Annotated in this window: 24 protein-coding genes; 7 read left to right on the top strand and 17 right to left on the bottom strand. The window is 65.3% G+C overall.

Annotated elements, in window-relative coordinates:
* Nucleotides 1–9 precede the first annotated feature (9 nt).
* From CE453_RS18735 to CE453_RS18665, 15 genes are all read right to left on the bottom strand, one after another.
* A complete protein-coding gene (locus CE453_RS18735; protein ID WP_089175949.1) occupies nt 10–789 on the bottom strand; it encodes an enoyl-CoA hydratase-related protein in 780 nt (259 codons plus the stop codon).
* Complete coding sequence (locus tag CE453_RS18730; RefSeq protein WP_089175948.1) at nt 789–1,955, bottom strand: CaiB/BaiF CoA transferase family protein; 1,167 nt, start codon at nt 1,953–1,955, stop codon at nt 789–791. The genes CE453_RS18735 and CE453_RS18730 overlap by 1 nt, the downstream gene beginning before the upstream one ends.
* Nucleotides 1,952–3,301 (bottom strand): FAD-dependent oxidoreductase, encoded by a 1,350-nt coding sequence (locus CE453_RS18725; protein ID WP_089175947.1) that lies wholly within the window; start codon nt 3,299–3,301, stop codon nt 1,952–1,954. Before CE453_RS18725 ends, CE453_RS18730 begins: the two co-directional genes overlap by 4 nt.
* A gap of 26 nt (nt 3,302–3,327) precedes the next feature.
* Complete coding sequence (locus tag CE453_RS18720; protein ID WP_089175946.1) at nt 3,328–4,161, bottom strand: ABC transporter permease; 834 nt, start codon at nt 4,159–4,161, stop codon at nt 3,328–3,330.
* Nucleotides 4,158–4,982 (bottom strand): ABC transporter ATP-binding protein, encoded by an 825-nt coding sequence (locus tag CE453_RS18715; protein WP_089178009.1) that lies wholly within the window; start codon nt 4,980–4,982, stop codon nt 4,158–4,160. Before CE453_RS18715 ends, CE453_RS18720 begins: the two co-directional genes overlap by 4 nt.
* A gap of 4 nt (nt 4,983–4,986) precedes the next feature.
* The gene (locus CE453_RS18710) at nt 4,987–6,000 is read right to left on the bottom strand and encodes an ABC transporter substrate-binding protein (protein WP_089175945.1); all 1,014 of its coding nucleotides are present in this window, start codon (nt 5,998–6,000) and stop codon (nt 4,987–4,989) included.
* A gap of 160 nt (nt 6,001–6,160) precedes the next feature.
* Nucleotides 6,161–6,589: a CMP deaminase gene (locus tag CE453_RS18705; protein WP_157733095.1), complete on the bottom strand. Its 429-nt coding sequence runs from the start codon at nt 6,587–6,589 to the stop codon at nt 6,161–6,163.
* A 27-nt stretch (nt 6,590–6,616) separates the two neighbouring features.
* Nucleotides 6,617–7,645, bottom strand: a complete 1,029-nt coding sequence (locus tag CE453_RS18700; RefSeq protein WP_089175943.1) for an ABC transporter substrate-binding protein — start codon at nt 7,643–7,645, stop codon at nt 6,617–6,619.
* Between the two features lie 16 nt (nt 7,646–7,661).
* Nucleotides 7,662–9,251, bottom strand: a complete 1,590-nt coding sequence (locus CE453_RS18695; protein WP_089175942.1) for an amidohydrolase — start codon at nt 9,249–9,251, stop codon at nt 7,662–7,664.
* A 12-nt stretch (nt 9,252–9,263) separates the two neighbouring features.
* Entirely contained in the window at nt 9,264–9,560 is a 297-nt protein-coding gene (locus tag CE453_RS18690; RefSeq protein ID WP_089175941.1) for a YciI family protein, read from the bottom strand.
* A 15-nt stretch (nt 9,561–9,575) separates the two neighbouring features.
* Entirely contained in the window at nt 9,576–11,324 is a 1,749-nt protein-coding gene (locus CE453_RS18685) for an FAD-dependent oxidoreductase (RefSeq protein WP_089175940.1), read from the bottom strand.
* Nucleotides 11,324–12,103 carry an SDR family NAD(P)-dependent oxidoreductase gene (locus CE453_RS18680; protein ID WP_089175939.1) on the bottom strand — a complete coding sequence of 260 codons (780 nt, stop codon included), beginning with the start codon at nt 12,101–12,103 and terminating at the stop codon, nt 11,324–11,326. The genes CE453_RS18685 and CE453_RS18680 overlap by 1 nt, the downstream gene beginning before the upstream one ends.
* A gap of 92 nt (nt 12,104–12,195) precedes the next feature.
* Entirely contained in the window at nt 12,196–12,918 is a 723-nt protein-coding gene (locus CE453_RS18675) for an SDR family NAD(P)-dependent oxidoreductase (protein ID WP_248307793.1), read from the bottom strand.
* A gap of 93 nt (nt 12,919–13,011) precedes the next feature.
* Nucleotides 13,012–13,782: an SDR family NAD(P)-dependent oxidoreductase gene (locus CE453_RS18670; RefSeq protein WP_089175937.1), complete on the bottom strand. Its 771-nt coding sequence runs from the start codon at nt 13,780–13,782 to the stop codon at nt 13,012–13,014.
* Nucleotides 13,783–13,831: 49 nt separating this feature from the next.
* Nucleotides 13,832–14,650 (bottom strand): SDR family NAD(P)-dependent oxidoreductase, encoded by an 819-nt coding sequence (locus CE453_RS18665; protein WP_089175936.1) that lies wholly within the window; start codon nt 14,648–14,650, stop codon nt 13,832–13,834.
* A gap of 533 nt (nt 14,651–15,183) precedes the next feature.
* Between CE453_RS18665 and CE453_RS18660 the strand changes: the two genes are divergently transcribed.
* The 7 genes from CE453_RS18660 to CE453_RS18630 all read left to right on the top strand — a co-directional run bounded on the left by CE453_RS18660 (nt 15,184) and on the right by CE453_RS18630 (nt 21,870).
* Entirely contained in the window at nt 15,184–16,425 is a 1,242-nt protein-coding gene (locus CE453_RS18660; RefSeq protein ID WP_089175935.1) for an ABC transporter substrate-binding protein, read from the top strand.
* Between the two features lie 77 nt (nt 16,426–16,502).
* Complete coding sequence (locus tag CE453_RS18655; RefSeq protein ID WP_089175934.1) at nt 16,503–17,444, top strand: branched-chain amino acid ABC transporter permease; 942 nt, start codon at nt 16,503–16,505, stop codon at nt 17,442–17,444.
* 3 nt (nt 17,445–17,447) lie between these two features.
* Nucleotides 17,448–18,698, top strand: a complete 1,251-nt coding sequence (locus tag CE453_RS18650) for a branched-chain amino acid ABC transporter permease (RefSeq protein ID WP_089175933.1) — start codon at nt 17,448–17,450, stop codon at nt 18,696–18,698.
* Entirely contained in the window at nt 18,695–19,447 is a 753-nt protein-coding gene (locus CE453_RS18645) for an ABC transporter ATP-binding protein (RefSeq protein ID WP_089175932.1), read from the top strand. Before CE453_RS18650 ends, CE453_RS18645 begins: the two co-directional genes overlap by 4 nt.
* Nucleotides 19,444–20,154, top strand: coding sequence for an ABC transporter ATP-binding protein (locus CE453_RS18640; RefSeq protein WP_089175931.1), 711 nt, complete (start codon nt 19,444–19,446; stop codon nt 20,152–20,154). The genes CE453_RS18645 and CE453_RS18640 overlap by 4 nt, the downstream gene beginning before the upstream one ends.
* Before the next feature lie 131 nt (nt 20,155–20,285).
* Entirely contained in the window at nt 20,286–20,969 is a 684-nt protein-coding gene (locus CE453_RS18635; protein ID WP_157733094.1) for a hypothetical protein, read from the top strand.
* A 100-nt stretch (nt 20,970–21,069) separates the two neighbouring features.
* Nucleotides 21,070–21,870 carry an IclR family transcriptional regulator gene (locus CE453_RS18630; RefSeq protein ID WP_089175929.1) on the top strand — a complete coding sequence of 267 codons (801 nt, stop codon included), beginning with the start codon at nt 21,070–21,072 and terminating at the stop codon, nt 21,868–21,870.
* A 71-nt stretch (nt 21,871–21,941) separates the two neighbouring features.
* Here CE453_RS18630 and CE453_RS18625 read toward each other — a convergent pair whose 3' ends face one another.
* Both CE453_RS18625 and CE453_RS18620 read right to left on the bottom strand, forming a co-directional pair.
* Nucleotides 21,942–24,047 carry a chorismate-binding protein gene (locus CE453_RS18625; RefSeq protein ID WP_198302149.1) on the bottom strand — a complete coding sequence of 702 codons (2,106 nt, stop codon included), beginning with the start codon at nt 24,045–24,047 and terminating at the stop codon, nt 21,942–21,944.
* Entirely contained in the window at nt 24,044–25,114 is a 1,071-nt protein-coding gene (locus CE453_RS18620; protein WP_089175927.1) for an amino acid ABC transporter permease, read from the bottom strand. The genes CE453_RS18625 and CE453_RS18620 overlap by 4 nt, the downstream gene beginning before the upstream one ends.
* Between the last annotated feature and the right edge of the window lie 10 nt (nt 25,115–25,124).

Here is a 25,124-nt window from a genome sequence, read left to right as displayed (position 1 = left end):
GCCTCCGGTTCAGCGGCCCTGCCAGACGGGCTTGCGCTTCTCGCGGAAGGCGCGGACGCCTTCGTTCGAATCCTCCGATTGCAAGGCCGCGACGAGAGCCGGCAGGCGCAGCGCCTGCGCTTCCGTTGGCGACAGATGGGCTGTCCGGCGCATGACCTGCTTGATCGCGCGCAGCGAAAGGGGCGCGCAGGCCAGGATGTCCTGCACCCAGCGATCCACCGCCGCGTCGAGATCCTCCTGGGCCGCAACCTCGTTGACGAGGCCGAAGCCGAGCGCTTCCTGCGCCTTGATCCGGCGTCCGGTCAGCAGCATGCCAAGCGCGTGGCGATGCGCGATCTGGCGCTGCAGCAGCACCATGCCGCCATCGAGCGGCAGCCGGCCGACACGTGGCTCGGTCAGCCCGAAGCTCGCATGCTCGGCCGCCACCACGAGGTCGCAGCCGAGCACCATCTCGAAGCCGCCACCGACGGCGTGGCCATTGACCCGGGCGATGACGGGGATGTCGAGCGTCTGACGCAAGGCGATGCCGCCAAAGCCCGCCGGCCTGGCCGCGGCCCAATAGGCCAGGCCGGTCAGGTCCGGATCGACGTTGCGCATGTCCGCGCCGGTGCAGAAAGCGCGATCGCCGGCGCCGGTCAGCACGGCGACGCGCACCGAGGGGTCGGCCTCGATGCGTCGCCAGATCGCCTCCATCTCAGCCTCGGCCGGCTGGTCGAGCGCGTTCAGCACCTCCGGCCGATCGATGGTGATGCGGGCGACATGGTCCTCGATGGAAAGGCTGATGGGCATCAGGCGACCTTTCCGAAGGCCGAGAGCCCAAGCTCGCTCAGGATTTCATCAGTATGCTGCCCAAGGCCGGCAGGAACGATGCGGATCGAGACCGGCGCGGCTTCCATGTGAATCGGCGAGCCGACCACGCGCACGCGCTCGGTCGGTCCATCCGCTTCGAGAATCATCCCGTTCACGCGGGTCTGCTCGTCGTCGAGGGTTTCGGCGAGCTGGCGCACCGGCGCGCACAGCAGGTCCTGCTGTTCCAGCCGCTCCAGCCAATAGGCGGTGGTCTGCGTCGCGAAGCGCTCGGCGAAGATCGCCTGCAAGGCAGACTTGTTGGCGACCTGCAGCTCATGGCCGGCGAAGCGCGGATCGTCCTTCAGCGTCGGCAGGTCGAGCGCGGTGGCGATGTCGCCGATCGGATCGGCCTTGAAGGCCCCGACCATCACCAGCGCTCCATCCTGCGTCTCGAAGACGCCGGTGAGCGGCATGGCGCCCCAGTTGACTTCGCGCCCACGCATCATCTGTGCGGCAGCTTCCTGCGTCTGCGCCGCCAGCATCGAATCGAACAGCGAGACGCTGATGCGCTGTCCCTTGCCGGTCTTGTGGCGTTGCAGCAGCGCCAGCAGGATGCCCTGGACCATGTGCATGCCCGCTGAATAGTCGGCGAAAGTGGTCGAGAGCACGGCCAGCGGCTGGTCGGCGTTGGCGCGCCGATGCATCACGCCCGAAAGCGCCTGAGCCAGCACGTCCTGCCCGCCCTTGTGGGCATAGGGACCGGTCAGGCCGAAGCCGGTGCCGACCGCATAGATCAATCGCGGGTTGCGGGCGGCGAGCGTCTCGTAGGAGAAGCCCATTCGCTCCATCACGCCGGCGCGGAAATTGTTCACGACGACATCGGCCTCGTCGATCAGCCGTAACACGGCATCTTTCGCTTCCTGCTTGCGCAGGTCGAGCACGATCGAGCGCTTGTTGCGGTTGAGCGAGCAGAACACCGGCCCCTGCAACCCGGCTGGGTCGTTGGGGAAGGATGTGCGCGAGAGGTCGCCGGTAGGCGGCCGCTCGATCTTGACGACGTCGGCGCCGTAGTCTCCGAGCACCTGTGTCGCGACGGGCCCCATCATCACCTGGGTGAAGTCGACGACCTTGATGCCGGCGAGCGGCAGTTCGGCGGGGTTGGTCACGCGGCATTCTCCAGGATGGTGGCGTTCGTTGAGGGGATGTCGCCCGGGTCGCCGCCCTGGGCGCGCACGCGCTTGCAGATCTCCTGCGGAGCGACATCGCGCAGGCGCTGTCCGCCGGCGACAGCGAGCGCCGCGGCGACGCCGGCCGACTGGCCCATCGCCATGCAGGGCGGAATCTCGCGCGACATCTTCTGTGCCTGCTCCGTCGCGGAATAATGCCGCCCGGCGACGACGAGCCCGTCGAGCCCGCGCGGCAGCATGGCGCGATAGGGCGTGTAGTAATCGCGGCCGCGCGCCACGGTGTCGGCGAAATGGACCCGGTCGAGCACGTCGCGCTTGCTCACCACATAGTCGCCTTGCAGCAGCCGGGTCTGGCGCACGCCGAGCTGCGGCGCGACGTCGACGACGAAGCAGTTGCGGAAGCCGGGCATATGCTCGCGGACATAGTCGACGAGGGCATAGAGCTTGTTGCGACCCTCGAAATCGGCGCGGGTCAGATCCTCGACCGCAAGCGCGTCGAAGCCGGCCATGTGCGGGCAATTACACCAGACGACGCCGGGCAGCGGTGTCTTCAGCCACCACATGTCCCAGGAACCGCCCATGATGCGCTTGGCCTGGCGGTCGATCTCGGCGAAGGTCTCGGGCTCCTCGTGCTGGAAGCGCTCGGCCTCGTCGGTGTCGACGCCACCGAGGCGGAACACGGTCGTGACGATGAAGGAGCCCTTCTCATGGGCCGCGCCGGCCGAGGCGGCTACGTCGAGATCGCCGGAGGCATCGACGATCGTCTCCGCCAGGATCGCCTGTCGCCCCGACTTGGTCTCGCAGACGATGCCGGTGACCTTGCCGTTCTCGACCAGCGTGCGCGAGAACCAGGAGTGCAGGCGCACGTCGAGCTTGGCCTCGGTTACCATCTCGTTGGCGGCGCGCTTCCAGCCGTCGGGGTCGAAGGCGGCGGCCATGACGATCGGCTGCGGCTTGGTCTGGGCGCGGAAATCATGGGCGCCCCAGCGCGCCCATTTGCGATGCATCGCCCAGTCCTGGCGGCGCTCCTCGGGCGGCGGGTAGACGCAGGCGCCGCGTGCCGCCATGCGCTCGATCATCTCCATGCAGACACCCTGCACGGTGACCTCGTCGCCGTTGTGCATGTCGTCGAGCACCAGCACCATGCCGCCGGAGGCGAGGCCGCCGAGATACGGGTAGCGCTCGACCATGGTGACGGCGCAGCCCTCGCGGCGGGCGGCGATCGCGGCGGCCATGCCGGCCGGTCCGCCGCCGACGACAAGCACGTCGGTCTTGGCGACGACGGGAACGGACCCGCCCGGTTCTGCGATGGTGGTCGGAGTCATGGTCCTCTCCACGTTTGACGGGCGCGTCAGTGCGCGTTGGTCGGCTGCCAGCGCACGATCAGGCGCTCCAGCATGGTCACTGTCAGGAAGAACAGCATCGAGAAGCAGGAGGCGACGATCACGGTGGCGTAGAGCAGGGCCGAGTCGAACGAGTAGGTCGCCTGGATGATCAATGCGCCGATGCCGACATTCGAGCCGATCCATTCGCCGACGATGGCACCGACCACCGAGGTCGAGGCCGAGATCTTCAGCGCGGAGAACAGATAGGGCAGCGAGTTGTAGAGGCGCAGCTTGAAGAAGACCTCGCGCTTCGAGGCCGAAAGCACCCGCATCAGCTCCATCGCCTGCGGGTTCACCGCCTCGAGCCCGCGCACCATGTTCACCAGCGTCGGGAAGAAGCAGATCAGCGCGGCGATCGCGATCTTGGGCTCCATGCCGTTGCCCAGCAGCAGCACGAGGATCGGAGCCTTGGCCACGACCGGGATGGTGTTGATCAGCACCACCGTCGGGAAGAAAGTCTCTTCGAGCGTCTTCTTATGGACGAAGGCGGTGGCGATGACGATCGCGACGATATTGCCGAGCAGGAAACCGGAAAGCGCCTCGATCGCGGTCGGGACGAGGTTCGACAGCAGGACGCCGCCCTTGCCGATCAGCGTCTGCGCCACCAGCAGAGGGGTCGGAGCGACGAAGGGCGGGACCTTGAAAAGGTAGACCAGAGCGGCCCAGATGCCGAGGAAGATCGCGATGCCGACGAAGGGCAGGATGCGCCGGCGAATCTGGGCGCGGCGACGGACGCGGCGAAAGCTCTCCTCCGCCTCGGAGATGGTCGCATCGGGGGGGATCGCGGCGGCGAGCGTCATTCCGTGCCTCCCAAAGCTGCGCGCAGGATCGTGGCGGTCCGCATGAACTCAGGTGTCTCGCGGATCGCGAGGGTGCGATCTCGCGGCAGGTCGATATCGACCAGCGATGCGACGCGGCCCGGATTGGCGGCCAGCACCAGGACCTGCTCGCCGAGGAAGAGCGCCTCATAGACAGAATGGGTGACGAACAGGATGGTCGTGCCGGTCTCGCGCCAGATGCGACGCAGCTCTTCGTTCAGCCGGTCGCGCGTGATCTCGTCGAGTGCGCCGAACGGCTCGTCCATCAGCAGGAGCCGCGGTCCGCCGAGCAGCGCACGAGCGATCGAGACACGCTGGCGCATGCCTCCGGACAGTTCATGCGGAAAGCTACCTTCCCAGCCCTCCAGCCCGACGAGCTTGAGCAGTTCGCGTGGGGTCGGCATGCCGGCCGGCAGGCGCGGCCTGCCGCCGACCTCGAGCGAGAGCTCGACATTCTGCAAGGCGGTACGCCAGGGCAGCAGGGCGGCATCCTGGAACACGAAGCCGAGCGCGCGTTGGAGCCGCGCCTGTTGCGGGGTCTGGCCCAGAACCGTGACCTGGCCCGAGCTCGGTGGGATCAGATCGGCCACCACCCGCAGCAAGGTCGACTTGCCGCAGCCGGAAGGCCCCAGCAGGCTGAGGAAGCCGCCGCTTTCGACGGAGAAGCTGACATTCTCCAGCGCGGTGACGGTGCGCCGCTCGGTGACGAAGCGTACCGAGAGGTTGTGACAGCCGACGGCGGTGCTCCCGGACAGATGCGGTGCATCGCTCTGGCGCGGTTCCATCATGGCGAGCGAAGCCATCGGATCAACCGATCCTCGGCCGCGCATCGGCCGTCATCCTGAGCACATCGAGCGTCATCACCTCCGAGAGCTTCGGCGTGCGCTTGGTGAACTGGCCCAGCGCCGCATAGAGGTCGATCTGCTGCTGCCAGACGGTCGAATCCATCGTGCCCCAGCCCTCTGCCTTGGTCTGGGGGCCGAACGAGAACGAGAGCATCACATCGAGGGCTTCGCGCTCGTCGGCCGCAATCAGATTCGGATATTCCTTGACCAGAAGCGCCACCGCCTTGTCGCGATTTTCATAAGCGTAAGCCCAGCCCTTCGCGGAGGCGCGCAGGTACTTCGCCAGCAGATCGCTCTTCGCCTTCAGCGTATCGGCTGTCGCGTAGTAGGGCAGGGCATAGAGCTTCACCCCGGCGTCCCAGAGCGACATCCCGACCCGATCGGGGCCGAGGACCTTGAGCGCGGTGGTGTTGGTCTCCCAACCGGTCACGACATCGACCTGGCCGGTGAGCAGCGGCGTCATCTCCGCGCCGATCGGAACGATGGTGACGTCCTTCTCGGGAATCTTGTTCTGCGCCAGCAGGGCACGCAGCAGGATGATGCCCGTGGACTGGATGCCGACCTTCTTGCCGATGAAGTCCTTCGGTTCGCGCACCGGGTTCTTCTTCAGCGAATAGAAAGTGTAGGGATGTTTCTGGCAGCCGGCGGCAAAGCAGACCACCGGCACGTCCTGCGAGGCGGCGAGCATCAGCGACGGGCTGGACGAGACCTGACCGACCTCGAACCGACCGCTGGCGACGATGGCGACGCCGTCAACATTGGGGCCGCCGGCCTGGATGCGCATCTCGATGCCTTCGGCATCGTAGTAGCCGAGCGCCTTGGCGCAGACTTCGCCGATCTGATTACCGCCGACGATCCAGCCGAGCTGCATGTTGACGATGGCCTTGCCTTGCGCGGACGCTTCGAAGGAAAGCAAGGGGCCGGCAAGGGCCATGGCAGCGGCGGATTGCAGAAAGACACGTCTGTTGCGTGGCATGGTGACGATCCCCTCTCATGACGCGTTGATCGCGACTTGGAGGAGAGTAGAGCACCATCGAGCGTACTCAGATATAACAATATTTAGTTCAAAGCGTTGCCGTAATGAGATCGAGCCCAATCGGACGTCACATGCCGCCGGATTGCGCAGCGAACTGCCGTCAGCGCTCCGAAGGCTCAGGAATGACGACGTGCTGGATGGCCACGCCGCCTTCCGCGAGGATCACGCTGGAGCGGACGAAGGCCTCGCCCCATACCGCGTCTTCAAAGGCGGGCGGGGGCGTCTCGACGCAGGTGATCCCCGCGTCGACGATTGCTCGGGCGCAGTCGATGCAGGGAAAGAAGGTCGTCGTCAGCCGGGCGCCGGCCGTGGCGCTGCCGCGGCGCGCCGCGGCGAAGATCGCGTGCCGCTCGGCATGCTCCATCCAGACGAAGCGGCCGTCGCCTTCGTGCCGCTCGGGGAGGTCGCGGACGCCGGCCGGAAAGGTGTTGCAGGCCGTGATCGTCGTGCCGTCCGCAAGCTCCAGGCGGGCCCCGACCTGACGCACGCGGTTCGGGCTTTCGCGGGCGGCTTCCAGTGCCGCCCGCATGTTGGCTTCTGGGGATGGTGTCATCGCTCAGCCGAGGCGCGGACGCGAATCCTGGGTGAGCGCGAGGATCTCCGGCGTGAAGACCTCGTCCGCCGACGGGGCGCGGGCGGTGAATTCGCCCAATTCCCGGAACAGGTCGATCTGGTCCTGCCAGAGTTTCTGCGACATCGCCCCCCAGCCCTGGCTGCGGGTGGTTTCGTCATAAGCGAAGGTGATCAGGGATTTCGCCGTCGCCATCGCATTGGCCGCGTCGAGCTCGGGCTGGTTCTCCAGGAGGTAGCCCACAGCCTTCTCGACATTCTGATAGGCGAAGGCCCAGCCCTTGGCGCTGGCGCGCACGAAGCGGGCGAGGACGTCCTTGTTCTTCGCCAGCGTATCGGTCGTCGCGTAATAGGGCAGGGCGTAGAGGCGCACGCCGCAATCCCAGAGCGGCAGCTCGATCCGGTCGGGGCCGACCGCCAGGCCGTTCGACATCCAGCCCGTCGCGACGTCGACCTGGCCGGTGAGCAGCGGCGTCAGCTCGGCACCGATCACCGTGATCTTGACGTCGCTCTCCTTGAGGCCGTTGCGCAGCAGCATGCCGCGCAGCAGCGGGCGCGCCGTCGCCTGGATGCCGACGCGTTTGCCGACCATGTCCTGCGGCGTGCGCACGGGCGCCCGCGGCAGCGAGAAGAAGGTGAAGGGGTGCCGTTGCAGCGCCGAGGCGAAGCAGCGCAGCGGAATGCCCTGGGAGACAGCCAGCAGCAGCGACGGCGAGGACGAGAGCTGGCCGACATTGGCGCGGCCGGAGGCGACGATGGCGACGCCGTCATTGCTCGGACCGCCTGGTTGCATTTTCAGCTCGATGCCCTCGGCCTCGTAATAGCCGAGCTTCATCGCGGCGATCTCGCCGAGCTGGTTGTTGCTGAGCCGCCAGCTCAGCTGCGCGTTCACGACATCCTTGCCGGCGCTGCGCGCGACCGAGACGGTGAGCCCGCTGCCGGCAAGTGCGAGTCCGGAGGCGAGCAGCGCCCGCCGGCTGGGAGAGAAGGCGGGACGGTCGGATATCCGGTTCATCGGGTCGCTCCGTGTCTCAGGACAGGAAGGGGCGGGCAGGGGCGATGGCATGGCCGCCGCTCATCGCCAGGGGCGGCAGGCCGATATGCGCCGCAAGCTTCTCGCCGGCCGCGCGGACATCGGCGACGGCTGCGTTCATGTCGGCCTGGAGTGCCACGCCGTCGCTGGCGACGATGCGGCCATCGACGATGGTGGTCGCCACGTCGCGGGTCGTCGCGCTGAAGACCAGCGAGGTATAGACGTCGTAGAGCGGCTGCATATGCGGCTGATCCGTCCGGATGATCGCGATATCGGCCTTTTTGCCGGCTTCGAGCGAGCCGATCTCGTCGGCCATGCCGATCGCCCGTGCCGCGCCGATGGTCGCCATCTCGACGACGTCGCGCGGCGGCATCGCCGCATTGTCGTTCGCCATCAGGTTCGCGACCTTGGCGACATAGCCGAGCTGGCCGAGCGTATCGATGCCGTTGCCGCTCATCGGCCCGTCGGTGCCGAGACCGACGGCGACGCCGGCCCGCCGCAGCTTGGCGGCCGGCGCCACGCCTTTTCCCGACTTGATGTTGGCGACCATGTTGTGCGCGACGCTCATTCCGCCCCTGGCCATGATCGCGATGTCGTCGTCGTCGACGAAGATGCAATGCGCCGCGATGAAGACCCGGTCCGAATAGCCGAGCGCGTCGAGATGGGCGATCGGCGTCAGGCCGCGCCGTTCGCGCAGGCGCTGCGCCTCCCATTCGAACTCGGAGACATGCATGGTGATGCCGCAGCCGCTGCGATCGCTGAGCGCGACGACGGCGCCAAGCGCCTCGTCGTCCAAGGCATAGGGGGAATGCGGCGAAAGGATCGGTGTGACCAGCCGATGGCCGGCCCAATCGGCAAGCCAGCCTTCGGCGCGCCGGATGCCGGCCCGCCAATCCGGCGAATCCGGCGTGCGCTGGTTCATCACGGTCTGGCCGATCAGCGCGCGCAGGCCGACCCGATCCGCTGCGAGCGCGCGTCGTTCCGGATAGGTATAGCTGTCGACGACGCAGGTCGTGCCGGCGACGACCATCTCGATCGCCCCCAGGATCGCGCCGGTCTCGACCAGATCGCCGTCGACCATGTCCCGCTCCAGCGGCCACATGAAGCGCTCCAGCCGATTGGGCAGACCTTCGCCGAGACCACGGAACGGCGTCATGGCGAAATGGCAATGGCTGTTGATCAGCCCCGGAATGACAAGCCCGCCGTCGGCATCGATCTCCCGCGAGGCCGTGAAGCCTTCGGCGACCGAGGCCGGGCCGGCGGCGACGATCCGACCATCGGACACCACCACCGCACCGTCGATATGGACCGCGAAATCCCGGTCCATACTGACGATATGGCCGTTACGGATGATCAGATCGGCTCGCATGGCCCCCGCTTTCGGCAGACTCGGCGCGCCCGGGCGCGCATCGGCACCAAAGCCTAGCGCCGCCGGGGTGCAGCGGGAAAGCATCGATTTTAGCCCCGGATGTACTGATTTCGGCAACGTGCCTATCGCGAAGCCAGATGCCTGCGAACTAGCCGGCCTATCCGAGAGTGGATACTTCGGCTGCAAGGCGCTGGTGGATGCGCTCTCCGTCACCAGCATCCTGTCCAGGCATCAGATGAAGGCTTTGCCGTCGTAAAATGCCTTCCTCCAGCGGGTGATGGCCGGGTTCCTGTAGACTCCGCCCGTGTAGAAGGGATCCGCCTTCACGAAGTCCTCGGCCTCCGTCCTGCTGTCGATGTCGAGCAGGATCAGCCCGCCTATTCCGACCTCGCCGGGATCGTCGAGCAGCCCTCCGCTGGCGAGGACGCGGTGGAGATTCCCGCGCATGTAGTCCAGGTGTGCGTCACGTAGTTTGAGGCGAAGCTCCGCGGTTCCCGGCTCGTCCATCCAGCTGATTGCATACGGCATCGATGCTCTCCGTTCCTATCGGGTGATGCAGGGAAGTGCTCGGACTTCCTCCAGGGCTTTCAGAACCGCGCGATAAGCGAACACGACCGCTGGACCGAGCGTGATGCCGCCACCCGGATAGAAGCCGCGCATCGAGGAGGCCAGCTCGTTTCCGCAAGCGAACAGTCCCGGAATGACGGCCCCCGAGGCATCGAGCACCTGCGCGTCGCCGTTGGTCTTGAGCCCCATTGCCGTGCCGAGCGTCGCCGGCAGGATCGGGAGGGCGACGAAGGGCGCCTTGACGATCGGCGTCAGATTGGGATTGGGACCAGCGGCCGGATCGCCCCAGACGCGATTGAAGGATGTCGATCCCTTGCCGAAATCGGTGTCCTTGCCGGTCTTGGCGAACATGTTGTGCCGCTCGACTGTCGCCACGAGGGAGGCGGGATCGATCCCGATCTTTCGTGCCAGCTCTGATAGGGTTCGGGCCGTGGTGATGTACCTGCTCCGAACGAAGGGCGACAGGCTGGGTGACCAGGGCCAGGGCCGTATGGCGCCCAAGCCGTTCTTTCGGACGAAAGCCACATCGCAGATGAAGTGGAAGGGTGCGTCGGCGGCTGATCCGAGCGCTGCCCGGCGCTCGAACAGTGCGGCTACGATGTCGTGATACGAATTGGATTCGTTGACGAACCGGCGCCCCTCGGGATCGACCGCGATGATCCCGGGGCGGCCCCGATCGAGATAGCCGTAGATGACCGGGACACTCTTCCCGTCACGCTCCTTCAGCAATGAGGAGGGGGTCCAGAGACAGGGGCTGCTCAGCTCCGTGTCGACGACCCCGCCGACGGCGCGCGCGGCACGCTGGCCATCGCCGGTGTTTCCCTCGAAGGCCATCGAATGGTCGTGCGGGAAGGAGGCCGAGAACTCGCGGCGAAGCGCAGGGTCTTGCGGGAAGCCGCCCGTCGCCAAGACGACGCCCAGCCGTGCCTGCACCCGGACGGTGCGGCCTTGCCTTTCGACGATCGCCCCTTCCACGCCGTTTTCTGTGCGGATCAGCTCCTTCAGCGGCGCATCGACCCAGATCTCGGCCTTGTGCATCCGGAGGCTGCGAAGCAGCCTCGCGACCAGGGCGTTTCCGTTGCTGACCTGCGCGCCCCGTCGATATTTGAGCCGATCGAGGCCGTGCCGAGCCAGGCGCCTCAGGACGCGCGAGAAATTCGCCATGGAGGCGAAGGGTCTGACGAAGGCGGGAATCTCGTCCGGGCCTACCATCATGCCGCCGCAGACCATGAGCCGGTCCATCGGTGGGCGCACCAGCTCGAAATCCGGCCCAAGCTCATTGCCGTCGTAGCGGCGCGCCATGATCGAGCGCCCCTTGTCGACACCGCCAGGGCTGTCGGGATGGTAGTCCGGCGACTGGATCAGGTCGAAGGCGACCGATGTGCCGTCCTCGATATCGTCGATGGCCGGGCCGGCGCTTTCGAGGAACGCCTCGGCGAGATCCTCCCGATAATAGTTGCCGAGTTCGTGCCGAAGGTAGGTGCGCGCGTTTTCGATCGGATCGTCGATCCCCGCTTCCTTCGCCTGGCGGTTGCCGGGAACCCAGAGCACGCCGCCCGAGGTCGCGGTGGTACCGCCGAGCAGGCTGGATTTTTCACACAGAAGCACCTTCATGCCGCGCTTAGCAGCGAACAGGCTCGCCGCCAATCCGCCAGCCCCGCTGCCGAAGACGAGGATGTCAACGACCTCCTCGGCTGTGGCCTCGGCTTTTGTAGCGGCCTGCATCAGACCGGCCCTGCTTCCATCTGGGCATAGGGCTCCGGCAGGAACTTGGTGCCGGACCAGCCTCCGTCCACGGGCATCACGATGCCCGATACGAAGCTCGCCGCATCGGAGGCGAGGAAGGCGCAGACTTCCGCGATCTCCTCGGGGCGTCCGGGGCGGCCCAACGGGCAGTCCTCGATCATCGACCGGCGAAACCAGGGGTTGGTTTCCAGCCGCTCGCGGACCAGGGGCGTCGCGATGAGCCCCGGTGAGACCGCGTTGACCCGAATGCCGTCCCGGCCGTACTCGGCCGCCAGCTGCCGCGTCAGCCCTGCCAGGCCCGCTTTCGTCGCGGCATAGGCGGAGGCGCGCGTCGTCCCCACCATCCCGAAGACCGATGCGATGTTGACGATGTTGCCGCCCTTGCCGCGCATCACGGCGATCGCCGACCGGCAAAGCGCGAAGGGCGCGGCGATGTTCACGCTGAGATAGCGCGCCAGATCCTCGTCGCTGGTATCGAGCACCGGCCGGGAGTTGCCGATGCCGGCGTTGTTGACGAGGACATCTACGCGTCCATGCTTGTCCATCGCGGCGGCGATGACGCGCTCGGAAGCTTCCGGTGTCGTGAGGTCGAGCTGGAGAGCGTCGAAGTTCTTCTCTCCGGCAAGGCCCGCCGGCGCTGGGTTCAGGTCGACGCCGAGGACGATCGCCCCTTCGCGCAGGAACGTCGTCGCGATGGCGAGGCCGATCCCCGAGGAGCTGCCGGTGACGACCGCAATCTTATCTTTCAACCGAAGCATGGTTAGATCCCTTCCGGCCCAAATGGCCGTAAAATCCCGAGAGATGCCGCCCGCGCCCTGACCGGCGCGAGCGAAGCCGGGTTCGTCGTCTTTCAGGTCGCGAGCCCACCCAGGGAGCGCCCGCCGTCGACGAGAATTGTCTGGCCGGTGATGAATTCGGTCTTTGCCGAGGCGAGGAACGACACCATCGCTGCGATGTCCTCGGGGCGTCCGAGGCGGCCGACCGGCTGGGCCGTGGCGAGCTTGGCCCTGGCTTCGTCGCTCCAGGCAGCCAGGATCGGCGTGTCGATGACGCCGGGCGCGATGGCGTTGACGAGAATGCCGCGCGGAGCCAGCTCCAGCGCCAGGGCGCGGGTCAGCCCGACGACAGCGGCCTTCGATGAAACGTAGTGAGCGTAATCGACCGCGCCGAGATAGGCGCGGGACGCGATGTTGACGATGCGCCCGCTTGAAGTCATCCGGGCTGCGGCGCCACGGGCCAGCACGAACATTCCGATCACGTTGATATCGAACATGCGCCGGAAGTCGTCAGTCGTCAGGTCGGCCGTCTTCTTGACCTCGAAGACGCCGGCGTTGTTGACCAAGGCATCGACGCGGGAAAATCGGTTCAGGAGAGCCTCGCATGCCTGCTCGTCCCGGATGTCGAGTTGATGCGCCTCCACCGACGATCCTGCCACGGCAAGCGCGGTTGTCGATGCTTCCACGGCTTGCCGGTCGACATCCGTCATGACCACGTGAAAACCGTCGGTGGCCAATCGCTTGGCCGTCGCAAGTCCGATGCCTCTGGCGGCGCCCGTGACAAGGGCGATGGGCATGTCAGTCTGCTGGCTCATTGTCTATGCCGCTCTCATGAAGGTGGGCGAAGGGCGGAGCGAGGCGACCTTGCTCCTGCCGTGCGCAGGAACGCGCTACAGGCCGAGCCGCCCACCGGCGACGTCGAAGACTGCCCCGGTGGTGAAGCTGCAGGCCGGCGTGGCGATCCAGGCCACGGTGGCCGCCACCTCCTCCGCTTTTCCCAGGCGCTTCATGGGGACGCGATCGGCAGCCTTCTGAATGAAGTCGTCCGACATCTGCAGCTTGAGATCCGTATCGATCAGGGCGGGAGCCACGCAGTTGACCGTGATGCCGTCGCCCACCAGCTCCTTGGACAGCCCGATGGAGAAGCCGATCACGCCGGCCTTCGACGCGCCGTAGGCCGAGCCGTCGGTGAGGCCGCGAATCCCGGCGACCGAAGCGATGTTGATGATCCGCCCCGACTTCCGCCTTTTCATTCCGGGCACGAAGATTCGGCTGACCGCGTAGACAGCCGTGAGGTTCACCGCGATGACGCGATCCCAGGCGCTGCGTTCGTAGTCTTGCAGCGGGACCGTCGGCCCCTGGATTCCCGCGTTGTTCACCAGGATATCCGGCGTGCCGATGAGGGAGGTGGTCCGGGCTTCGGCAGCCTCGATCGCGTCCTGGTTCGTCACGTCGACGGCGACGGCATCCAGCTTGCCCGGTACCGTCGTGACGGCTGAGACGTCCTGGTCCCAGACGACCACGCGGCATCCCAGCGCCATGAGCTCGCGCACGATGGCGCCGCCGATGCCCTTGGCGCCGCCGGTGACGACCGCCGTTTGAGTGGAAAGCGAATATTTCTCCGGCAACCAGTGTGTTGCGGCTTCTTCGGAATTGGACATTTGAGTCTTCCCTAGGCTTCTTGTCCGGTCGCACGGGAGCGGGATGCGGCTAGCGCCCGCCGTCGTCGTAGCCCGGCCGCGGGACGTGGATCATCGAGGTATGCGAGAGCCCGCCATCGACCACGAGGTTGTGGCCGTTGACGTATCGGGCGAAGCCGCTGGCGAGGAACATGACCGAGTTGGCGACGTCTCGCGTTGATCCGAGGGAACGAAGCGGTACGAGCTTGCTGCGCTGCTCGGTGACGCCCGGAACGGCGTAGAATGCAGTGTTGAGCGGGGTCGGGATGAAGCCGGGGCTGACCGCATTGACCGTCACGCCGGACGGTCCCCACTCCAGGGCGAGCTGCTGCGTCAGCATGACGACCGCCGCCTTGCTCACGCTGTAGGAGCCGCAGTAGGGATGGGGTTCGGTGGCTGCGATCGACGCCACATTGACGACCGTTCCCGACCGACGCTGCCGCATACGCTCTCCGAAGCGCTGCGCGCACAGCAGATAGCCCTTCACATTGACGGCGATCGTCTGGTCCCAGGTTTCCGGAGCGACCGATTCCAGCGGGCCGAACCGTAGGATTCCGGCGTTGTTGACGAGGATGTCGCAGTCCCCGAAGGCCTCTTTCGTTCGCTCGACGGCTTGGTCGATCGAGGCTGCATCGGTGACGTCCGCTACGATCGAGATCGCCGTTCCGCCGAGGTCGAGGATCATCTTCTCCGTCGCCTCCGCGCCCTCGCGGCTGTGATCGAGAACGATGACTTTCGCGCCTGAGGCTGCGAACGATGCCGCGATCTCCTGTCCGATGCCTCCGCCGGCTCCGGTGACCACGCAGGTCTTGCCCGAGAAATCCAGCCACGCCTCGCGTTGAGCACTCATCAGTCGTTTCCTACCTTCGTTTCCGGTGACGGGTCGGCCGCGAAGCCGCCCGCCTCTCGAGCCCCGTCGGTGACAACGGGGCAGTGGCCGAACGTTGGTTCGTTCGAACATTATTTTGAGCGCGATATCGAATACTTTTCTCTCCGGTCGGTCCTGCGTGCTGCCTCGTTGACAGCCTCTTGGAGGTGTGCGACCATATTCTCGTTATATGCGAAGTTTGATCGCACAAGAAAATGCTCTGCACAAGAGGGAGGAAGTACGAAATGGCCGTAGTCGCCCACGCAGCCGACGGCTGACAGGAAGCAAAAAACCTTTCTCGATCATTGCGATAGGCCGGAGAGTGATCGCTGCTCCGCACTCGATTTCCAATGGGTTTCGGGTGTGGTGAACGGCGGCAGCCCGCGGCTCGCGGTCGACAATCGGGATTTGGCGTAACGAATTCGGTCGCCGCGGGTCGATTTGGCTCGCGGGTGGTTTTCGCTTGCGCGTTTCTTCTCAAGAACAAACTAAATATGATCTCTAGGGAGTATTCGATGAAGAAATACCTTCTTTCGACCGCTGTTGCTGCGCTGTGCGCCTTCGGTGGTGTCGCGGCGCAGGCCGAGCCTCTCAAGGTCGCGGTGATCGAGGCCTTCTCCGGGCCGAACGCACAGACCGCCATTCCCTTTGTCGAAGGCGTCCGCTACGCCATCGGAAAGCTGAACAAGGAGGGCGGTTTCAACGGCGAGCCGATCGTCGTGACCGAATATGACAGCCTCAATCAGACGGCGGGCGCCGCCGAGAAGCTGAAGGCCGCCATCGCCGATGGCGCGCGCATCATCATCCAGTCGACCAACTCGGCCATCACCGCCCAGATTTCGGAAGACGTGCGCAAATACAACCTGCGCAACAAGGGCAAGGAGATCCTCTTCATGATGGAGGGATCCGAAGCCGCCGAGTTCACGGCCGACAAATGTCAGTTCTGGGCATTCAAGACCGCCAGCAACCCCTTCATCCGGATCAAGGCGCTCGTCTCCGCGATGAAGGATACGGGCAAGCTCGGCAGCAAGGTTTACAGCATCAACCAGAACTACTCCTACGGCGTCGACCATGAGAAGGCGCAGGCACTCTACGTGAAGGAGGCGGGGGCGCAGATCGTCGGCTCGACATTGCACGACACCGCCAAAATCCAGGATTTCTCGCCTTACGTCGCGCAGATCAAGGCGTCCGGCGCTGATACGATCCTGAGCGGGAACTGGGGCAACGACATCATCCTGTTCATGCGCGCGCTGGGTGATGCGGGCCTCAAGGTCAATGTCGGCAACACCAGCCTCGACACGACCGGTGCGCTGAGCGCGATGGGCCCCTCGGCCCTGGGTGCCGTGCTGGTGAAGCTCTATAATCTCGAAGCGGGCGGCAAGGCGGGCGAGACCTTCGCCGAAGACTTCAAGGCCGTGATCGGGCATTACCCCTACAATGAAGAGCCTACGACCGCCTTCGGTACGCTGCTTCTGGGCGAGGCCCTGAAGAAGGTCAGCCAGCCTGGCGGAAAGGTCGACATCAAGGCCGTCGCGCTCGCCCTCGAGAATGTCAGCTACGACAGCCCAGCCGGTCGCTGGTCGTTCCGGAAGGAAGACCATCAGCTGCTTCTTCCGGTGACCGTTTCCGAGGTCTCGAAGGAGGCTCGCTACAAGGTCGACGGGACCAATATGGGCTTCAAGCTCCTGAAGATCGTCTCGCCCGAGGACAGCGCGGTGCCCGTCGATCCGAAGTGCAAGATGGACCGCCCATCGTAATACGCTCACGCTGAAGGCGCGTTGAATGCCGGCTTCCGCTTTCCGGGGGCCGGCATCTTCGACAAGGGTACCCCGGCATGGAATTCATCGTCATTTCGACGCTCAACGGCCTCGTCTACGGCCTGCTTCTCTTCATGGTTTCGGCAGGCCTGACGCTCATCTTCGGCATGATGGGGATCGTCAACTTCGCGCACGCGTCGTTCTACATGCTGGGAGCCTATCTTTCCTTCACCATCGCCCGGATCTCGAATTTCTGGCTGGCTTTGCTGATCGCGCCCCTGATCGTGATGGCGACCGGCATGTTCATCGAGCGCTTCATGCTGAGGCGCGTCCATGGCTTCGGGCACTCGCAGCAGCTCCTCCTCACCTTCGGCATCGCCTTCGTCTTCGAGGAACTGATCAAGCTCTTCTGGGGCAATTTCCCCGTTGCCTATCGTCCTCCACCACTGCTGAGCGGGCCGGCTTTCTCGCTGTTTGGCACGAACTTTCCGTCCTACCGGGTCTTCGTCGCCGCCGTGGCGATCGTGCTCCTGGGGCTGCTCTATCTGCTGCTCCAGAAGACGCGCATCGGCATCATCGTTCGCGCCTCCGTCCAGCGCCCCGGCATGGTTTCCGCGCTCGGCCATAATGTTCCGCTGGTCTTCCTCGGTGTCTTCGGCGTCGGCGCCTGGATGGCCGGCCTTGCGGGGGCCGTCGGCGGCGCACTGCTGACGACGAGCCCCACCATGGCAGGGGAGATGAGCGTCATCGCCTTCGTCGTGGTGGTGGTTGGCGGACTCGGCTCGCTTCTCGGCGCCTTCATCGCGTCCTTGCTGATCGGCCTTCTGACTTCGTTTTCGGTCGGATTCCAGGTCTCGCTCGCGGATGTCGCGCAGATCTTCGGCTATGGCGAGCAGGCCAGGCAGATTGGCGGCCTTCTCACCCTGGAGGTCTCGTCGCTGTCGGCCTCGCTCCCCGCGTTGCTGATGCTCGTCGTGCTGCTGACCCGGCCCGCCGGCCTGATGGGCGACAGGAACTAGAACATGATGCGGATCGGAATACTGGCGTTGGTCGTCGCCCTGCTCCTCGGCGCCCCCCTCGTGCTGAGTGGACACGTCGTCGGTGTGCTGACCACGGCGCTGATCGCGGTTCTGTTCGCGATGGCGTTCAACCTCCTGAGCGGCCGCGCCGGCATGCTCTCCTTCGGCCACGCGGCGTATTTCGCCATCGGCGGGTTCGCCGTCATCCACGCCATGCAGGCGGTCGAGAAGGGCCTTCTCTGGCTCCCGACGCCGCTTCTGCCGCTTGTCGGCGGCGTTGCCGGCCTGATCGGCGGATTGTGCGCGGGCTACTTCGCCACCTTGAGGAGCGGCGTCTATTTCTCGATGGTGACGCTCGCGCTGGCGGAACTTCTCCATGCGATCGCACCCAATCTGGGCAGCGTCTTCGGCGGCGAAGTCGGGCTGACGACGATGAGGATGCCCTGGACATCCTTCGATTACGGCAACGAGGTCCATGTCTACTACACGGTCGTCGCCTGGGTCGTGCTCTGCATCGGCCTGCTCTATGCCTATAACCAGACGCTGTTCGGCCGCCTGACGGTCGGGGTGAGGGAGGCCGAGCGCCGGGTCTCCTTCCTCGGCTACAATCTCCATCACACCAAGATCATCGTGTTCGGCGTGTCGGCCATGTTTTCCGGCATAGCCGGCGGACTTCTGGCCTTCACCACGGAAAGCATCAACTACTCGATCCTCGGCATGGGCATGTCGGCCTCGGTCGTCCTGCACACCTTCGTGGGCGGCTCGGGTGTCTTCTTTGGTCCGGCGGTTGGCGCCTTCGTGTTCGCATTGTTCGGCAGCCTGGTCTCCGACGTGACGAAGAACTGGCTGCTCTATCAGGGCATCCTCTTTGTCGGCATCATGATGTTCATGGGTGACGGCCTGGCCATGCTCTGGCTGAGGATCGTGAACGAGATTAAGGAGCGCAACTGGAGCGCGTTGAAGTTCCGAGCCCTTCTTCTTCCGCCGGGCTTGCTCGTCGCGGCGGGAGTTGTCACGCTTCTCGAATTGACCTCCCGCATCCTCGATCAGCAGTACTCGGCGATCGTCAGTCGGACGAAGGCCTGGCCGCCTCTGTCTCTGTATGGGCTCAACTGGGATCCGACATCCATGGCGACATGGCTCGTCCCGATCCTGGCGATCGGCGCGGGCGCCGGCCTCGTCTTCCTAGTGATGTCGCGCGCAGGCCGCGAGCGGTCTCCGACGGCTGCACTCGCCGGGGAGCACGCCCGATGACCAACGACATCATCCAACTGACCGGCCTCAGGAAGCGTTTCGGGGAGAGCGAGATCATCCGGGGCGTCGATCTCGGCGTGAAGCCGGGCGAACGCCACGCCCTGATCGGCCCCAATGGCGCCGGGAAATCGACGCTCTTCCATCTGATCTCCGGCCTCTACAAGCCCTCGAGCGGCGACATTCGCCTGAACGGAGACTCCATCGCGGGGCTGGCTCCCCATCTGATCACGCGCCGCGGATTGTCGCGATCCTTCCAGATCACCACGATCTTTCCGCGCCTCAGCGTCTACGAGAACCTGCGGATCGCGGCGATGGCCAGGCATGGGCGGCGTTATGCCCTGTTCTCCCTCGCCTCGAAGGCAACCGTGATCAATCGCGACACCGACGAACTGCTGGAACTGGTTCGCCTCACCCAGGCGCGAGACAAGTTCGCTGGCGACCTGACCTATTCGGAGCAGCGCGCCCTCGAGATCGGGATGGCGATCGGCCCGGGCGCCGACGTGATCCTTCTGGACGAGCCGATGGCCGGCATGTCCCGCGAGGAAACCCACTACATGCTCAATCTGATCCGCGACATCACGCAGGGGAAAACGCTGCTCGTCGTCGAGCACGACATGGAAGTGGTCTTCTCCCTCTGCGACCGGATTTCGGTTCTCGTCTATGGCGAGATCATCGCCTCGGGCACGCCGGAAGAGATCCGGTCCAACAGCCGCGTGCAGGAAGCCTATCTCGGCGAGGTGCCCGCATGACCCTGCTGTCCGTCACCAATCTGCACAGCCATTACGGCAAGAGCCATATTCTGCACGGGATGAGCTTCGCCTTGGCAGCGGGCGAGATGATCGCCCTGCTCGGTCGCAACGGATCGGGCCGGTCGACGGCCATGAAGGCCATCATGGGGCTGGTCGCGCCGACGCGCGGCTCGATCAAGCTGGAAGCGAAGGAGCTTGCAGGGCTGCCCTCCTACAAGATCAACCGCGCCGGCATCGCCTATGTCCCGGAAGAGCGGCTCGCGTTCAGCAATCTCACGGTCGAGGAGAACCTGCATATCGGCGTCGCCGCGCCCCGGCCCAACGCCAAGGCGTGGAGCCTCGACGAGATGTACGGCTTCTTCCCGCGCCTCAAGGAACGCCGCAACGTCAAGGCGGGGTCGATCTCCGGCGGCGAGCAGCAGATGTTGACCCTCTGCCGTTCGCTCCTGGGCCAGCCAAGCGTCATCCTGATCGACGAGCCGACCGAGGGGCTCGCGCCGAAGATCGTCGATCACCTCGCCGATGTGATGCGGGACATCAACCGGCAGGGCGTGGCGTCGATCCTGGTCGAGCAGAAGATGACGATCGCCCTGAAGCTCTGCAGCCGATGCCTGATCATGGGGCATGGCGCCATCGTCTTCGAGGGCACTCCTGAGGAACTGCTCGCGACGCCGTCTGTGCGTCGGGAATGGCTCGAAGTCGCGTAGGGACCGGATATTAGGCTTCCAGCGAAACCGGGGCAGTTTCGCGTGGCGAGGATGTGCCAGGTCAAAACACGAGAGCACTTTCCGTGGTCTCGAATGACGCGGAATGGCTCTCGCCGCAGGAGCGGTCATCGATGGCATCGAAATACTTCATCTACCTCGCCGGCAGCGATCGCGGCCGGAAGGCGGATTTCCAGGCGGAGTACCTGCGTGCCGCGCGCGAAATTGCGGCCGCTGTTCCCCAAGGTGGGCAGTTGATTGTCAATCTGGTCGAGGAAACGCCAGCAGGGATTCCATTTCGTCCCGTGAATGCTCGCGCCGAGGCTGTCGATCCGGTCTACGACGTCATCGTCGAGATCTCCCCTCCGGCGGAGGAGGCTGAGCTTGCCCTGGCGATGCTCGTTTCCTGCATCGGTGACGTCGTGACGACCGAGATCTACCAGGCCGAGGAGATCGTACAGCTCGACCGGCAGGCCACGGTGCTCGGGGAGCGGTCGCCCGGCATGAAGTATATCGGCCGGCTGAACTTCCATCCGGACCTGCCCGCATCGGCGGCTCGGCGCAGTTGGGATATCCATGTTCCACTCGCCCTGCGAGTCCATATGGGAATGGACAAGTACGTCAGAAACTGGATTGTCGATGCTTCACGTGGACGCCCCGCAGGTGGGATCGCCGAGCTGAACTTTCCGACGCTCGACGACATGCTGACACGATACTTCGACAGCGATCGCGGAAAGGAGGAGATCATGCACGACATCTCTCACTTCATCGCGCACGGGACGCGCTTTTTCACGAGCGAATTCATTCTCAGAAGATAATCAGCATGTATCTTTACTGAGCTCCGGATCGTTCGATTTTCCAAGACTCGGTATCAAGATCGAAATGCGCGCCATCACATGACGAACCGAGAGAGTGCCGATGCCTCCTGCTAAGTCGCAGAACGAAACCTCTGTACTTAAGCGTGTCGCCGAGATCCTGAATCTGTTCTCGGAAAGCTCACCGACCATCTCGCTCGCAGATGTCGAAGCCGTATTGCAGGTCAGTCAGGCGACCGCGTACCGATACCTGCACGACCTGCATGAGATCGGCTTGCTCTCGCGGATTTCCGGGCGCTATGCGCCCGGGCCGACGGTGATGGAACTCGAGTTCATCCTCGCGAACTTCGATCCGATCCTGCTCGCAGCCAAGGAAGTGATGGAGGAGATTTCGACGACGCTGGGCATCCACACATTCCTGTGCCGGATGTATCAGGACCGCGCGGTCAACGTCTATTCGACGCGACCCGAGAACTCCTCCGAAATGCCGCTCAGGCCCGGCAGGCGCCTTCCCGTCTTCAGGGGAGCCCAGGCGCGCATCATCCTCGCCCACCTCGATCGGCGGCGTCAGCGACGGATCTTCGAGCGCGCCGAAGGCGACGCAGGCCGGGATGCGATCGGTGCGGATTGGGCTTCGTTCAGCACGGCGCTTCAGAAGAATCGCAGGGACGGATACTACCTTTCCCGCGGAGAGATCTCCGAAGGGCTCGTGGGCATCGCGACGCCCGTATTCGACGAGAACAACGAGATCATGGGCGCGATCTCGTTGTCCTATCCGACACTCAGCCCCCCGCCTGTCACGGAGGCCCAGCTGATCAAGCTCGCCAAGAAGGCGGCTAAGGACATCACGCTGCGCGTCGCCGAGCTTGCCGACGGCAAGAAGAACCTCGACGCGGCCGAATAGGGCGCCGCCGCCCCAAAACAGGAGCTTGGCCTATCCGGCGACATCACTTGGCTGCCGGGATGGATGCCGGATCAGCGCGCCTTCAGCAAGGCGCTCGCGGCGCGTTGAAGAAATGCATGAATGGGCCCGTCCGGATCGCTGGTGAGCAGCGATTCCGGCCGGAACAGCAAGCCTCCGACCGGCAGCGTTCCATGCTCGAGCGCCAGCACCTCGCCCGCGTCGCTCTGCGCGATTGCGCTCAAACTGTCCGGCATCTGGCTCGAAAGCACGACCCGGCGGTGGTAGCAGCCGACGACGACCGGCTCGGCCCGGTTCGGCAGCAGCCACGAAGAGCCAGCCGAAGGTCGCGCCAGAACCCGCTCGCCATGGCGGGGCGTGTTCGCCGGCTCGACCTTCGCCCCGAACAACTCAGCCAGCGCCACCATGCCGTGCCCCAGCGCCAACACCGGGCGCTCTGCCGCGAGAAGATCGGCAAGGACCTCGCGCGCGGTTCCGAGCGCTGCATCCGACAGGTCCGGCGAGACGATATAGGCTCCATCGCTCCACGGTCCGCGCAGGCCTGGTACGAGAGGCCTCAGGGCGACATCGGCCCCGGCGGATCGCAGCAGTGTTTCCAGCGTTTGCGCGAACGGAGCGCCGCCCAGGATCGTGACTGGAATCCGGGTGGCCTCGCGCGCGCTGTCAGGGCGGTGCGACGTGGCTTCGGGCAGCGCGGACGGTGCCGATGCTAGGTCGAGCGTGCGCAGGAGCGCACCGGCTTTCGTCACGGTCTCGCGCTCCTCATCGATGGGGTCGGAGGAGTGCAGGATTGTCGCGCCAACCGTGATTTCCGCCGTTCCGCCAGCGAGCCGCATCGAGCGCAGCACGATGCCGGTGTCCATTCGGCCATCGAAGCCGAGACGACCGATGGCGCCGCCATACCAGCGCCGCGGAGCCGCTTCATTGGCGTCGATGAAGGCGATGGCCTCCCGACGGGGCGCGCCGGTCAAAGTCACTGCCCAGACATGCGCGCGAAAGGCGTCGATCGCGTCGCGATCCGGGCGCAGCCGGCCCTCGACGTGATCGACCGTGTGCAGCAGATGCGAATAGGTCTCGATCTGGCGGCGGCCGAGAAGGCGGATCGAGCCGGGTTCGCATAGGCTGGCCTTGTCGTCGCGGTCGATATCCGTGCACATGGTGAGCTCGGCCGCCGCCTTGGACGAATTCAGGAGCTCCAGAGCTCGCTCGGCATCCGCGATGGCATCGTTTCCGCGCCTGACCGTTCCCGAGATCGGGCAGCTTTCGACACGGCGGCCTTCGACGCGCACGAACATTTCCGGTGAGGCGCCCACCAGCGCTTCGGTCCCGAGATTGGCCAGGAACTCATAGGGGCTCGGGTTGATGCGATCGAGCAGGCGGAAGAGGGCGTCGGGGCCAGCCGGAAGGTCGCGCCTGAAGGTCTGCGCGAGGACCACCTCGAACAATTCACCCGAGCGGCAGGCTTCGATCGCCCGTCTTACCATGTCGGCATAAGGCTGTTCCGGCGCCGCGGCCGCCGTCCGGCTCCTCAGCGTGGAGGCACTTCCTGTGCGTGGGAGACCCTCCGTCGAGCGCGAGCCCAGCGCAAAATCATAGCTCATGATCTTGGCCAGGCCGGTTTCGGGGTGATCGGCGACGACGATGCGATCCGGCAGATAGAGGACCATGTCGTCGTGATCGGCCTGCGGCCGGGCGCGCCGCTCCAGCCCGAGCGTATGGAAGGCCAGGTCGAAGCCGAAGGGGCCGAAAAGGCCGAGATGCGGATCGTCCGAGCCGAAGTCCGCGGCGAGGCTCCGGAGGGTATCGAACAAGGTCTCTCCCGTCACGAGGCGCCCCTCGACTACATCCGAGGCAGTCTGGAGATCGGCGATGCCGCCCTGCGCGAAGGCCGCGGCAATGGCCGGCAGGAGAATACTACCGCGCGCGTTCAACGCCTGGCAGGACAGGCGATCCGCGCTGAGCGAGAGCCTGAGCGGAGGATCGACAAAACCGAGCCAATGCGGCCGGTAGCGGCCGGGAAATGCGAAATTGCAACGCAGCAGCAGGCCTTGCCGCGTCCCGAGACTATCGATCAGCGCATCGAGCCCCTGCGGTGCGTCGATCGTCTCCTCGTCACGAGTCACGACGAGGCCGGATGGCGTGGTGAAGCTGCAAGTCACGTCGGTGATGTCCGGTTGTAGTCGAGATGTCGCTCGAGGCGGGCGGCCACTCTCGAAAGGCCAAAGCAGATCGCGAAGAAGAACAGCCCGGCGAAGAGGTAGGCTTCCGCCGAATAGCCGTTCCATTTCGGGTCGGCGACCGTGAGTTGCACGACGCCGAGCAGGTCGAACACGCCGACCACGAGAACGAGCGTCGAATCTTTCAGCATCTGGATGAAGGTGCTGACGATATTGGGCAGGGCAGCGCGCAGCGCCTGCGGCAGCACGACGAGCCCGAGGCAGTGCCAATAGCCCAGCCCAAGCGACCGCGCCGCTTCGGCCTGCCCGGCGGGGATGGTGCGCAGCGCCCCCCGGATGACCTCTGCCATATAGGCAGCGGCGTAGAGGCACAGGCCGACCACCACGCGCGTGAACAGGCCGATGCCTTCTCCTCCCGGAACGAAGAGCGGCAGCAGCACCACGGCCATGAACAGAATGGCCAGCAGCGGCACGCCGCGGACAACTTCGACCACCATGTTGGCGAGCCCGCGCCAGAGCGGGCTGTCGGCCTGCCGGCCAAGCGCCAGCACGATCCCGGCCGGCAGCGAGACGACCATCGCGGTGATCGACAAGAGCGCGGTCACGAAAAGGCCGCCCCATTGGTCGGTCTCGACCGGGACCAGGCCGAAGACGCCGCCAGCCGCCAGCACGAAGGCCGCCGTGATCCCGATTGCGGCTCCCACGAGCGTCATCGTCGTTCGGCCGCGCAGGCCGGGAAGCAGGGGCAGGGCGAGCCAGCCGAACAGCAGCAGGAAACCGAGATTGAGCCGCCAACGCGAGGGAGCCGGGTAGAAGCCATAGATGAATTGCGGCAGCCGCTCGCGGATGAACAGCCAGCAGGCGCCGTTGCCGTCGCAGTTTGTCCCCTCGTTCCAGGGGAACACAGCGTCGAGCACGGCCCAGCGCAACAGCCGCGGACCGAGAATGATGCTGAGCCCCAGCAGGACTGCGAGCAGGAGGACTGTTCCCGCGCGCCACCGCCGTTGCGCGGGCAGGGAAGGCGGCCGATTGGAGATTGTCAGGGACATGGAAGCCGGG

The organism is Bosea sp. AS-1 (genome assembly GCF_002220095.1).
GTDB lineage: Bacteria > Pseudomonadota > Alphaproteobacteria > Rhizobiales > Beijerinckiaceae > Allobosea.
Note: the sequence above shows the minus strand (reverse complement) of the source record. Positions and strands in the feature narration are given on the sequence as shown.

Excerpts from the sequence above, each read along its gene's own strand:
- CE453_RS18705 (WP_157733095.1), bottom strand. The coding sequence starts at position 6,589 with ATGCGGGCGGCACTGGAAGCCGCCCGCGAAAGCCCGAACCGCGTGCGT.
- CE453_RS18645 (WP_089175932.1), top strand. The coding sequence starts at position 18,695 with ATGACCAACGACATCATCCAACTGACCGGCCTCAGGAAGCGTTTCGGG.
- CE453_RS18670 (WP_089175937.1), bottom strand. The coding sequence starts at position 13,782 with ATGTCCAATTCCGAAGAAGCCGCAACACACTGGTTGCCGGAGAAATAT.
- CE453_RS18665 (WP_089175936.1), bottom strand. The coding sequence starts at position 14,650 with ATGAGTGCTCAACGCGAGGCGTGGCTGGATTTCTCGGGCAAGACCTGC.
- CE453_RS18680 (WP_089175939.1), bottom strand. The coding sequence starts at position 12,103 with ATGCTTCGGTTGAAAGATAAGATTGCGGTCGTCACCGGCAGCTCCTCG.
- CE453_RS18630 (WP_089175929.1), top strand. The coding sequence starts at position 21,070 with ATGCCTCCTGCTAAGTCGCAGAACGAAACCTCTGTACTTAAGCGTGTC.
- CE453_RS18655 (WP_089175934.1), top strand. The coding sequence starts at position 16,503 with ATGGAATTCATCGTCATTTCGACGCTCAACGGCCTCGTCTACGGCCTG.
- CE453_RS18710 (WP_089175945.1), bottom strand. The coding sequence starts at position 6,000 with ATGCCACGCAACAGACGTGTCTTTCTGCAATCCGCCGCTGCCATGGCC.
- CE453_RS18635 (WP_157733094.1), top strand. The coding sequence starts at position 20,286 with ATGGCATCGAAATACTTCATCTACCTCGCCGGCAGCGATCGCGGCCGG.
- CE453_RS18720 (WP_089175946.1), bottom strand. The coding sequence starts at position 4,161 with ATGACGCTCGCCGCCGCGATCCCCCCCGATGCGACCATCTCCGAGGCG.
- CE453_RS18620 (WP_089175927.1), bottom strand. The coding sequence starts at position 25,114 with ATGTCCCTGACAATCTCCAATCGGCCGCCTTCCCTGCCCGCGCAACGG.
- CE453_RS18690 (WP_089175941.1), bottom strand. The coding sequence starts at position 9,560 with ATGCCGTATGCAATCAGCTGGATGGACGAGCCGGGAACCGCGGAGCTT.
- CE453_RS18660 (WP_089175935.1), top strand. The coding sequence starts at position 15,184 with ATGAAGAAATACCTTCTTTCGACCGCTGTTGCTGCGCTGTGCGCCTTC.
- CE453_RS18650 (WP_089175933.1), top strand. The coding sequence starts at position 17,448 with ATGATGCGGATCGGAATACTGGCGTTGGTCGTCGCCCTGCTCCTCGGC.
- CE453_RS18640 (WP_089175931.1), top strand. The coding sequence starts at position 19,444 with ATGACCCTGCTGTCCGTCACCAATCTGCACAGCCATTACGGCAAGAGC.
- CE453_RS18725 (WP_089175947.1), bottom strand. The coding sequence starts at position 3,301 with ATGACTCCGACCACCATCGCAGAACCGGGCGGGTCCGTTCCCGTCGTC.
- CE453_RS18685 (WP_089175940.1), bottom strand. The coding sequence starts at position 11,324 with ATGCAGGCCGCTACAAAAGCCGAGGCCACAGCCGAGGAGGTCGTTGAC.
- CE453_RS18675 (WP_248307793.1), bottom strand. The coding sequence starts at position 12,918 with ATGCCCATCGCCCTTGTCACGGGCGCCGCCAGAGGCATCGGACTTGCG.
- CE453_RS18700 (WP_089175943.1), bottom strand. The coding sequence starts at position 7,645 with ATGAACCGGATATCCGACCGTCCCGCCTTCTCTCCCAGCCGGCGGGCG.
- CE453_RS18735 (WP_089175949.1), bottom strand. The coding sequence starts at position 789 with ATGCCCATCAGCCTTTCCATCGAGGACCATGTCGCCCGCATCACCATC.
- CE453_RS18715 (WP_089178009.1), bottom strand. The coding sequence starts at position 4,982 with ATGGCTTCGCTCGCCATGATGGAACCGCGCCAGAGCGATGCACCGCAT.
- CE453_RS18695 (WP_089175942.1), bottom strand. The coding sequence starts at position 9,251 with ATGCTGGTGACGGAGAGCGCATCCACCAGCGCCTTGCAGCCGAAGTAT.